This is a genomic window from Porphyromonas sp. COT-290 OH3588, from assembly GCF_000769075.1.
In the GTDB taxonomy this organism is placed as follows: Bacteria; Bacteroidota; Bacteroidia; order Bacteroidales; family Porphyromonadaceae; genus Porphyromonas.
The window spans coordinates 1-9,693 of record NZ_JRFC01000035.1; the positions used below are offsets into that span (position 1 = coordinate 1).

General features: G+C 44.6%; 6 protein-coding genes, 1 tRNA gene and 2 pseudogenes. 4 read left to right on the top strand and 5 right to left on the bottom strand.

Going from position 1 to position 9,693, the window contains the following annotated elements:
• Positions 1 to 169 precede the first annotated feature (169 nt).
• Positions 170 to 254, top strand: a tRNA-Ser gene (locus HQ48_RS07470).
• Between the two features lie 58 nt (positions 255 to 312).
• Here HQ48_RS07470 and HQ48_RS07475 read toward each other — a convergent pair.
• From HQ48_RS07475 to HQ48_RS07490, 4 genes are read right to left on the bottom strand one after another with little or no spacing between them, the layout of a single operon-like run.
• On the bottom strand, positions 313 to 1,965 hold the full coding sequence (locus HQ48_RS07475; RefSeq protein ID WP_044232893.1) for an ATP-binding protein: 1,653 nt from the start codon (positions 1,963 to 1,965) through the stop codon (positions 313 to 315).
• Positions 1,943 to 3,136 (bottom strand): SIR2 family protein, encoded by a 1,194-nt coding sequence (locus tag HQ48_RS07480; protein WP_044232894.1) that lies wholly within the window; start codon positions 3,134 to 3,136, stop codon positions 1,943 to 1,945. The genes HQ48_RS07475 and HQ48_RS07480 overlap by 23 nt, the downstream gene beginning before the upstream one ends.
• Entirely contained in the window at positions 3,129 to 4,757 is a 1,629-nt protein-coding gene (locus HQ48_RS07485; RefSeq protein WP_044232896.1) for a restriction endonuclease subunit S, read from the bottom strand. The genes HQ48_RS07480 and HQ48_RS07485 overlap by 8 nt, the downstream gene beginning before the upstream one ends.
• Positions 4,747 to 6,663 (bottom strand): class I SAM-dependent DNA methyltransferase, encoded by a 1,917-nt coding sequence (locus HQ48_RS07490; RefSeq protein WP_044232897.1) that lies wholly within the window; start codon positions 6,661 to 6,663, stop codon positions 4,747 to 4,749. The genes HQ48_RS07485 and HQ48_RS07490 overlap by 11 nt, the downstream gene beginning before the upstream one ends.
• Positions 6,664 to 7,002: 339 nt before the next feature.
• Between HQ48_RS07490 and HQ48_RS07495 the strand changes: the two are divergent.
• Both HQ48_RS07495 and HQ48_RS07500 read left to right on the top strand, forming a co-directional pair.
• Positions 7,003 to 7,311 (top strand): annotated as a pseudogene (locus tag HQ48_RS07495) (DUF3853 family protein).
• Positions 7,308 to 7,983, top strand: a pseudogene (locus HQ48_RS07500) (AAA family ATPase); the annotation flags it as partial. The pseudogenes HQ48_RS07495 and HQ48_RS07500, both read left to right, overlap by 4 nt.
• 354 nt (positions 7,984 to 8,337) lie before the next feature.
• Here the strand turns inward: HQ48_RS07500 and HQ48_RS07505 are convergent.
• A complete protein-coding gene (locus tag HQ48_RS07505) occupies positions 8,338 to 8,832 on the bottom strand; it encodes an HU family DNA-binding protein (protein WP_044232900.1) in 495 nt (164 codons plus the stop codon).
• A 431-nt stretch (positions 8,833 to 9,263) separates the two neighbouring features.
• Between HQ48_RS07505 and HQ48_RS07510 the strand changes: the two genes are divergently transcribed.
• Positions 9,264 to 9,693: transposase (locus HQ48_RS07510; protein ID WP_200879867.1), on the top strand; the 430-nt coding region annotated here is incomplete at its 3' end.

The following is a 9,693-nucleotide window of genomic DNA, read 5'->3' on the forward strand; positions in this document are numbered from 1 at the left end:
AATCGAAGACCCAGAAAACGGCTAGGATACCTAACGCCAAGCCAAGTTTTAGGACTAACTTAGATCAACATTGTTGCGCTGGAAGGAGGAATGTGCACATTTCGCTTTTAGATTTGGTCGTTTCAAAATTCTTCTTACCTTTGCAGTCGAAAAGGAAATCACTTTCCTTGGAGAGATGGCAGAGTGGTCGATTGCGGCGGTCTTGAAAACCGTTGAACTGAGAGGTTCCGGGGGTTCGAATCCCTCTCTCTCCGCAAACAAGGGTGTAAATCAGCGAGTTGTGTGATTTACACCCTTTTCTACACCCAAAAACTAATTCTTGATATTCTTCTTACTCAGCTTTGGAGTTTCCGATTGTGGCTTTTGTACTGGAGGGTCAATCTTTAGGAGTAGAGGCATAGGAAAGTCTACTCCCATAAGCAAAGCTTCTCCCGCTCCCATAGTAGGCATGAAAGATAACATACTCTTATTCAGGGACGAAGCTGCACTCTCTATAGCCTTTTTGTCCTGCTCGTTTATTAAACGATGAACGATAAATGTCCCCATTTGGCTAAGTATACCTAATGGAATATCTCTCGGCATTTGTGTTGAAAGACATAAGAACAAACCATACTTACGTGCTTCTTTCGCTATAAGCTCAATACCTTGAAGATAAAAAGATGTATCATCATCCGCACTTATCCTTTTGTTTAGGAATTGGTGTGCTTCATCTACAAACATCAGAATAGGCTTCTCCTTAAATGTATTCTGCCGCCCCTTCCTTAAGAGTTGATTAGCAATGAGATCCACAATAATCTCCCTGACTGCGAAGTCATACGACAACTCTTCAAAGCCTATCCGCAGTATAGAACTCTCCCCATTACAGAAAGTCTCAATGGCTTCCATTATGGATCGTGGAGAATTGTCTCCTGCTTGCTTATTCAGCCCAAAAGCAGACTTGACCGTCTCATTCTGCAAAAATAAATTAATTCGAGCCAGTAAGTGAGCACTATATCCTAGCTTAAATGCATCTTCAACGTATTTTCCACCTTGTTCCTTTACACACTCATTTCTCACTTGCTCATATAACCTTTGCAAATCAAAATCTGCCCTTATGCAGGCTGGTAGATTCTGAGAGATCTTCACAGACAGATCAGCAACAGTCATCCCAACCTTCACTCCTGACGTCAGCCTTCCTTCATTAACAAGTCTTAACGTATTGATAGCCTCACAGAGAATAGTAGACGTATTTGGCGAGTGTTCACGAAATAATGAGCAAAAGTCACTATTTGAGAGCTGAAAATAGGGGAAATAAGAGTCTTCACCTACTATGCAATGCTCGGCATTGCTTAGTTTCACGTACTCGCCTGTTGCATCTATTAGGATTATCTTGTTGTGGGTCTTAGATTGGACTTGCTCCATCAATTTAGCCATAGTCCAGCTCTTCCCGCCTCCTGTAGTCCCAAGGACTGCACAGTGTCGACCGAATAGTGCATCCAACGAGATATTACATTCAACATTGTTCGATGTCAGCTTACCAAGTGAACCATGAATAGTACTCTCATCACCTCCAAATCGTGAAACATACCCACTTATCAGCTCATTGGAGCAGGCATATACCTTAGACCCAATATGAGGATAGCGCCCTACAGTTTTCTCGGTCTTTGACGGATTATATACATCAAAGGACAAAAGAAGTTCTGCCTTCCCTGAGGGGTGAAAAGTAGACTCATCTTCTAGTATAGCTCTTTCAGTAAGACTCTTCCGTTCACTATCAGGAAGATTCAAATCTGTAATTCTAGCTAAGAACCCGTATTGCTCCCCCTCTATCGCTACCAAGCAACCAACATGTCCTCCAGACATAGGAAGTCCTCCATGGTAGAACGATTGGAGCAGACTTGATGAAGGGAAATGAATACGAATATACTGCGGAGCAACCTCATTGACGTAGCCTAGGAAATGATTATGATTGAATAGATTCTCCATTAGATGAGTATATTTTATTCTCGGGTAAGCTGTCTGTAAAGCCCTTGAATGTATCAAAGACTATGGATACATTACGTTTTACCACATTGCCTTCGAAGTACTCTTTGAGCTCTTTTCTATTAATGGTTTCATCGCCATTATAGTTTACGATAACGAGCTGAAAACTTGGATTCTGATTTACCGCTTCAAGAATTACATTCTGAATGTGTTTATCTTTAAAACCAAATCCTATGACTATCAGCAGGGTATTCTCTCTTCTCAGAGCCTGTTGGAAGCGAGACATCATTTCAAAGTAAGGTTGCTCATACGAGCTTTCATACTTATCCGAGGCTGGGTAAACAATGAGAGGAGTCTCTGTAGAGTTTACCTGTTGAGTCATTCCATACTCTGTTCGTTCCCAAGTCAAAGAACCATGCATCTTGTACAGATGAAAGACCTTCGACACAAAGCTCTCTTCGCCTTTGATTCTAGTTTGCTCTCTCTGAACGATATCATAATCAAAATATCGTCCAGAGAAAGTTCTAGGGAAGGAGAATGAGAAGCCATCTATCACGATATAGCCACCTCTTTGTGCAGCTTGCTCAAAAAGGGTGTCATAGTTCGTTGTGAAGAGTTGGACTCTTGGCTCGCTAGCTTTACGGGCAGTAATTTTATCAAGAAAAGTATTGTGAGGGGCATTGCCAACATCTAAATTCAGTTTACAGGAATCTCGTATGATCTTTTCTAATTTTCCCCGAAGAGACTTAAGCGTTTGTGCTTTCTCCTCATCTGCTTTTTCTACAAGCAATACATGAGATAGCAATGCCTCTATGTCCTTGTCCTTTACAATCCTTGTGGACTTTTCCGTTTCGCTTGTCCATAGAATTTTGCATAATTCCTCTATAGTTTCTTTCCCTTCTTCCCATAAGCCATCTCTCGTCTTTCCTTTATTACTACCATTGTCAAGGGATGTTCCTGCTGCTGCAAGTACGACTATGTGTTTAAAGGATTGGCGAAAGAATTCATTACAGAAGCTTTGTATTTCTGCTTTTGCTCGCTCTTCATAGTTCTTTTCAGCTCCGTTGGATTCCTCTACTTTAGCACCATTACGGTAAACCCCTTCACTATCAAAGGAAATAATCTGATTTCGTCTTATCAGAATCTCTTTTTTCTTGGTTACTTCGTCACTCATTGCTTACTCGTTTTAGATATTCACTAAGTACATCATACTCCATCACACGCATGGTGTGTTCCATATAAGCAAAGTCGGGCGTGCCATCGGGCAAAGACGGCAGCATGATGATTTGGCGCTTCATCCGCTGGGCATTAAACTTGTAGCCATAGGCATATTTACCTCTTTGCTGTGTTATAGCGGTAGAGAGATAAAGGAGGTTGTACTTGTTGTTGGCTGTTTCGTCTTTCCATCTCACTCGCTTCACATCATCCGAGAATAAAGCCTCGTAAGGGTGATAGAACGAAAATCCCACACTACCATTGTAATTTACGCCCAACACGTTGCCATCTAGGCTTGCGTTAATGTTACCGACAAACTCCGTCACACCATTTGCCCCCTCCGAAGCACCTACGAAGGGGCGACTGCCTGCCGTCATATCAGCCTTGGTTAGGCGTACACCATTGATAATCTGTACAACATCTTCCATAAAGTAGGGTCTTATTTTACCCCCCCCCATTAACATTTGATTACACTTTTTACTCTTGAAGTGTCGGAGGGCAGGAAGTAGGGTTTCTTGCTCCACTCTTTTCATAAAAGCAGACATAAACCCCCAGTCAGGAGTACCATCGTAGGTTACAGGTAGCAAAAGCTTCTCACGGCTAATACGAGTATCATTAATTTCTCGATTAAAGCCATACTTCTCTGACAACCGACCAATGATGGGAAGCATAAAAAGGTAGACATATTTGTCCATTCCTTTTATCTTCAACGCAGTAACATGGTCACTGGCTACAAAAGCAAATTCTTGAAAGAATGCACTCCCCACGCTACCACTATTAGCTAACGTGATACAATCGGAGAATATCCGTACTCGCTCTGTATTTCCAACAAAGCCATCAAGACCATTGTTATTGGCTGTTGAGGATACATAAGGCACTTTTCCCTTAATGTGATCGTCTTTCTTTAAGCGCTTCCCTCTCTGTATCTTAGTAAACACATCAGAGAATAAGAATTCTTTCCACTCCCTATCTTCAAGAGCCCCAAGCGTAATGATATTATCAAGGAGTTGTTGCTCAAGTTTAGGTAGGGCTTCAGAAAATAGTTCCTTCTCAACCTGCTTCATATAGGCTTCCATAAAAGCCCAATCGGGAGTGCCGTTGGAAGTTGTAGGTAGCAAAAGCTTTGATCGCCTCATTCGAATTGGGCGCCACTTCTTGGCATAGGCAAATGCTTGTCCTGCTTTTTGAATAGATGGAATGAGAAATAGAGCAATCTCTTTTGTCATGTCTCCATCCTTAAGATAGACAACTGTTATGTCATGACTACATGTAAAAACGCCTGCTTGATAGTAGGCATGCCCGACCGAGCCATTATTCGTTATTGCAATACAACCTCCGTTGTAAAGCCGTCTACAAACATCTGGCATTGTTGTACCTCCAACCTTGTCGTATAGCTTCACATTGTGTTCGGTAGTAAATCCAGTTAATCCATTATTATACTGAGTCGCACCAAGAAATGGTAGCCTCCCTTTCTCATCTTTGGGAGGTTTTTTATTGTAGTAACCATCAACAATCTCAAAAACATCACAGAACAGGAACTCTCTCCACACCCTATCCGTCAATTTCAATTTACTCTTCATCGCAGGCTCCTTTTTCGAAGAGGTATCCTCTTCCGTGAGTAATCATATTGAACTGAAAGGAGAGGTAATCTGCCATCGTTTTGCGAAAATCGTCCTCGCTCGGGATTTCATCATTAAAATAGTAGAACGAATGTAGCCATTCGTCCTCGGCTTCGATGGTCGTTTCTACACAAAACTTGCTCTCTGCCTCTGTCCGTCCGTTCCAAACATCAAGCAGATGCTGCCTGCGGTCTTTGGCGGTGCCATTATCGACCAAGCCTACATGTTTAGCAACCGAGAAACCATCATCCTCAAAGTTGATGAACTTACACTTCTTGTTTTGGGAGTGAGGAACACCTGCCGTAAATATGGCGATACAGGGATTTGTCCCCACGCCATAGAAAGTGTTATTATTCAGTGTAATTACCCCTTCGAGTGTATGATGCTTGAGGATGTTGCGTTTAATAGATTTCTCTACTGTTGTTTTCCCCGTAACAGATGATTGGGGGATAATCACCAATGCTCTTGCATCTTCACTCAAGGAGTTTAGCAGGTGCTCAGTGAAGGCTATCTCATATTTATCCGGATCCTCTTTGCTCCCCTGTGAGTAAGGAGGATTCATCATTCCTACTGTGCAGTGCATCTCTTTTTGAATCTTACTGGGCGATTCGGCAAGAAAATCCAGATTGTGCAAGTTGCTCTTACCATCGCCACGCAATATCATATTAGTTGTGGCAATGGTAAACATATAGTCTTGGAGTTCTATGCCCATCAGCTGTTCCTTACGAATAGAACGTTGTTGGTTGGCATCCTCCGTTTGGGCAAGCATGGAGTGCATAGCTGCAATCAAGAAGCCACCTGTACCACAACAAGGGTCAAGCACTCTATCTGTAGGCTTGAGACTAACCAAATCGCAAAAGAGCTCTGTAATGTGCTTCGGGGTCAAGACAATGCCAAGGTTTTGTCCATCTTTACCTGAGTACGACATAAACTCCCCGTAGAACAAGCCCAAATAGTCATCGGCAGACTGTGTATAAAGGATAGAGCGATGAATACTCTCTCGGAGAAACTCGGTGTACTCTCTTAGCAGGGTGCGTTGGCTCTTAGGGTCTTTGTCATTGATTTTACGATTGTCCCTGATCACGGCAAACTGAGCCAATATCTTATCTCGCTTGGTCGTAGGGGATACATTGGCTCGAGTCAGATTGGCTTCGATGGCATCATATATCTTTTTTCCGTCAGACTTGACGCTATCTCCCGTAAGATCGTCTATGGAGAACCCCTTGAAACTTTCCTCTCGAAGAGCCAAAAGGATACCGGAAACCACGAGTGGCTTCTCTTGGTTCGTGAGTCCTCCCTTCCAGAGCATTTCGTGAAGCGTTTCCGCATCTTTTAAGATTTCAACTGTAGTCTTCTCCTCTTCACTCGCCTCCTGCAAAACCTCGCGATGGTAGTAACGGTCGATATTCGCCTCATTAAACGACACGAAAGTTTCTACATCCGCCAACTCTTTAGGATAGAGACTATCATCTATAAAAACCGGAGTAATACGATGTCGCTTTTCATCGCCCGATACGCCTAGGGCTATAACTTTTTTGTAGCTAGTATGCTTGATTAAATGCTTAGCATAGTGCAGTGCCCCATTTAGGGCATAGTCCTGCTTACTAGCAGTGTCTTCGAGCAGATTATTTTGCTTATCTCGGCATTCGTGCATAGCAGTATCCACCTTGTTCTCTATCACGATCACAAAGTCCTTGACGACTCCGATGAACTCAGGCTTACCCGATTTTCCTGTATCTGCCTTAGACGCAGTTTTGAGGGCTTTATCTATCTCTGCGATAGTAGAGCCTTGATATTCTAATGTAATGTGGGCGGATTTCAACAAATCGTACACCCATATATCCGTTTGCGCTTCCTTCTTTGCCATCAGTTAAATCTGTTTTACTTACAAAAATACGAAGTTATGAGCAGAGGGGCGAGGGGATTTCCCTATTTAACACGGAAAACCAAGAGGTAGGGCTCGGAGAGGGCGAAACGTGACGAGAGGTTCGGGGACGGTGATGCTCTGCGAGCCTCTTTTTGTATCAAAATGCGTGTTGAGGACGGTGGAGTGAGGGCTTGTGATTTCCTGCCTTTTCCTTGCATCTCCTGCAACCTCATTACCCTTTCATAAACAGACAATTAGCCCATACTTTTGCAGTGTCAGAGCTGACTGATAGCCCGATGTGCAAGGGCAAAAGTATTCACCATAAAACTGCAATTAAGTATGATTTTAGAAGAACTTTTGGGCAAGCCCGTATGGCAGATGACTGGCGAGGAATTGCTCTTCCTTGCTCGCCACGGCTCGCAGCCCAGTAATACGACTACGGAGGAAAGCCCCTCCAAAGAACAAAGACGCTATGTGTATGGATTATCGGGCATCGCTCGCCTTTTCGGCTGTAGCCTCCCCATCGCCAATCGCATCAAGCAGAGTGGCAAGATAGACTGAGCCATCACGCAGGTAGGGCGCAAGATTATCGTGGACGCTGACCTCGCCCTCGAGTTGGCTGGTCGCAAAACAGGAGCACGCAGATGAATACGCCAGACTACGAGAGCATTTGGCAGCAGTCGCTCATTCGAGTGACGGACAAGTTTAGCCTACCGCCTATTGTGCTGCGTGTGGACGATGCCGTCATTGGCACGCTCGGCAACTTCAGCGTCTCGACAGGGAAAGCCAAGGCGAAGAAGACTTTCAATGTGAGTGCCTTGGCTGCCTCTGCCCTCGCTGATAGACAGGTGCTGGAATATCGGGCGTGCTTTCCCGATAGCAAGCGTAATATCCTCTACTTCGACACCGAGCAAAGCCCTTACCACTGCCAGCTGGTAATGCAACGCATCCTAAGGCTGGCAGGGCTACCGCTCGACCGAGAACCCGAACGATTGCAATTCAGCCACCTCAGAGCCATCGCCGACCCCAACCAACGCAGAGAGATTATCCGCTATGCCATATACAACACGCCCGACGTGGGCTTGGTTGTCATCGACGGCATCCGTGACCTAATGCTCGACATCAACAACTCCACCGAGGCGACACGCCTTGTGGGCGACTTGATGAAGTGGACAGGCGAGCGAAACATCCACCTGCACACCGTGCTGCACCTCAACAAGGGCGACGACAACGCCCGAGGACATATCGGCACAGAGCTGAACAACAAGGCGGAGTGCGTCTTGCAGGTTACAAAGGATAGCCTCTACCCCGACTGCAGTCTTTGTCTGGATGGATTTACCAAGTTCCTGTATAAACCGGAATTCTTACATAATTTTGGTCTCCCTCAAAATCATAAAAAGCATTTCGCTTGCCATTTATCCTCTTCAGATTTACATCCACTGTGTTGTCCACATCTACACTTCCCCGTATGTCTACAGTATTCCTAACCGATACGCTACCATCAACATATCCTCCTGTTACATACACATTCTGAGACGTTGGGATAACTCCTGCATTCTGCAGAACAATAACCCAAACACCACAAGCGATTACGAGGAGAATAATCTTTGAGGAAATAGCCTCTACCTTTTCTTTTAATGACATAATTCTTATTTCTAACAGTTTACCATACGCTTACAGTCCTACGTGGTCGTCATTGTCGATAGGAGAAGAGCCTCCGTCTTTGGGCTTTTCGTTCTTTTTCTTGCCCGAAGAATTGTAGGCAACATCAAGCACACGCTCGGCTCGCTCCAAGCGAACGCCCTTGAGTGCCGTCTTGACTTTCACACGAGGGGTAAAGATGACCTTCGCCTTGTCCACGAGTTCAACGCCAACCTTATCTGCACTATCAACACCCGAACCCGTCTTTGCGGTGATGCTTGGGCGATAAGTCCCCATATCGCCACAATCCACGCTCTTGCCATCTTGAAGTAGACGAACAAGCACTTTGGCTGCACGGTCAAACACCGCCTTAACATCAGCCGAAGAGACTGTCGTTTCGTCCGCCACGAGTTCGATAAATTCCTCGAACTTCACGTCAGAATGCAAGTGGATTGCAGGGTACCAAAGCGTTTTACCAGCCCCCTTGACGAATGATGCTTTTCGCTCTACTGCTTTAATCTTAATCATAATAACATAAATTATTGGTTAGTAATGTGTTCTATCACGCTTCGAAGGTAAGCAAATTTCTGTACGTACATAAATTTCTCTCCTTACCTACGAAAATCTGGAGGCTTACCCAAGAAAACTAGAATAAATACGCTAAAAAGATTTTTTCCGGATATTGACAGGTTAAATTGTTTCGGGACTATGGCAGCGCTGACCGCCTGCAAGTTCTCAAAGAGACCGTTGCACGGCATTTTGCCTCTTTTCGGTTAGAAACGTTGTATATATCTCTGATTATTACTATCTTTAATATGTAATTAACTGTATCGACNAAGCACTCCTTTCTCCGCCAAATCAATGCTTGCGTTGATTGGCGAGGTATCCGCACCCTGCTGAACAAGAAGTACACCAAGACACAGAATGCCGTAGGCAACCCTGCCTACGATGCCTTGCTGATGTTCAAGATCCTTTTGCTAGAGACTTGGTATGGTTTGAGCGATTATGAGGTTGAGGAACGTATCAATGACTCTCTGCTTTTCAGTGAATTCCTAGGCTTAGAACTTGGCTATCCCTCTCCCGATCATAGCACCATCAGCCGCTTTCGCTCGGAGCTAACGCGTCTAGGGATTATGGATAAACTCCTTAGAGAGTTGAACAAGCAGTTCAAGAAGCATGGCATTAGCCGTATTGACCAAGGCGCCATTGTGGATGCCAGTATTGTAGACAGCCCTTATGCTCCCGATGGGAGTGTGGTCATAGAAGTGGCCGAGGATAGAGAGGATACTCACTCGCAGGATGCATTGGATCAAGAGGAGGCCTATCAGTATGAACTCAGAAGTGGTAAGCCCGGTGTTGATGCAGAGGCTCGTTGGGTGCGCAAAGGCA

Coding starts and splice junctions, on each gene's coding strand:
- HQ48_RS07475 (WP_044232893.1), bottom strand. CDS start 1,965: ATGGAGAATCTATTCAATCATAATCATTTCCTAGGCTACGTCAATGAG.
- HQ48_RS07505 (WP_044232900.1), bottom strand. CDS start 8,832: ATGATTAAGATTAAAGCAGTAGAGCGAAAAGCATCATTCGTCAAGGGG.
- HQ48_RS07490 (WP_044232897.1), bottom strand. CDS start 6,663: ATGGCAAAGAAGGAAGCGCAAACGGATATATGGGTGTACGATTTGTTG.
- HQ48_RS07485 (WP_044232896.1), bottom strand. CDS start 4,757: ATGAAGAGTAAATTGAAATTGACGGATAGGGTGTGGAGAGAGTTCCTG.
- HQ48_RS07480 (WP_044232894.1), bottom strand. CDS start 3,136: ATGAGTGACGAAGTAACCAAGAAAAAAGAGATTCTGATAAGACGAAAT.